Consider the following 1,004-nt stretch of genomic DNA (forward strand, 5'->3'; position numbering starts at 1 on the left):
TGAATCGCCCCGAATTTGATGGAGACCTCAGCGGTTGATTGCGATGGGTTCGTTGGGGTGGTGTTGAGCGTAGTAGAGACCTTCGAACTCCTCTGGTGGTAGGTGACCGATCGCTGAGTGCAGGCGGGTGGCGTTGAACCAGGCGACCCATTCGGCGGTGGCAAGCTCGACGTCGGCCAGGCTGCGCCAGGGGCCTCGGGGCTTGATCAATTCGGTCTTGTAGAGGCCGATCTGCGATTCCATCAGGGCGTTGTCGAGCGCGTCGCCGACGGTGCCGATGGAGGCGTCGATCCCGGCCGCCAGCAGGTGCGTGGTGAACCGGAAAGACGTGTACTGACTTCCCGCGTCCGAGTGATGGATCAAGCCCTGCTCGACCGGATGGCCGGCGCGTTCGCGCCGCCACAGGGCCATGTCCAGGGCATCCAGTACGAGGGCGGTGTGCTTGGTGAGTGAGGCGGCCCAGCCGACGATCACCCGGGAGTAGATGTCGACGACGAAGGCCACGTAGACCACCCCGCACCAAGCGGAAACGTGGGTGAAGTCGGCGACCCAGGCGGCGTTCGGCCGCTGGGCGGTGAAGGCGCGCTGCAGCCGGTCGCCGGCCCGCTCATGCCCGGGGTCGGGTGTCGTGGTTCGCACCTTCTTCCCGCGACGGGCGCCTTGCAGGCCCAGGACGCGCATGCGCCGCTCGATGGTGCAGCGGGCCACCCGATGCCCCTCCCGTTGCAGCTGGTGCCATATCTTGCGGGCACCATAGACGCCGTAGTTATCAGCGTGGATGCGAGCGATGTGCTCGTCCAACTCGGCGTCCCGCACCGCCCGGGCCGAGGGCGGTCGGTTCTTGGCGGCGTAGTACGTACTGGTGGAGATGGAGCAGCCGTGCTCGGTCAAGACACGGCAGATCGGCTCGACACCGAACACCTCGGCGTGCTGGTCGATGAAGCTCACGAGTGCGTGTGTGGCCGGTCGAGCTCGGCCGCGAAGAAAGCCGACTTAGATTCAAA

Annotated in this window: 1 protein-coding gene; it reads right to left on the minus strand. The window is 65.8% G+C overall.

Annotation, left to right across the window (positions count from 1 at the left end):
- Positions 1-27 precede the first annotated feature (27 nt).
- A complete protein-coding gene (locus ACFYUV_RS51455) occupies positions 28-948 on the minus strand; it encodes an IS3 family transposase (RefSeq protein ID WP_387683463.1) in 921 nt (306 codons plus the stop codon).
- Between the last annotated feature and the right edge of the window lie 56 nt (positions 949-1,004).

The organism is Nonomuraea sp. NPDC003560 (assembly GCF_042878785.1).
Classification (GTDB): Bacteria; Actinomycetota; Actinomycetes; order Streptosporangiales; family Streptosporangiaceae; genus Nonomuraea.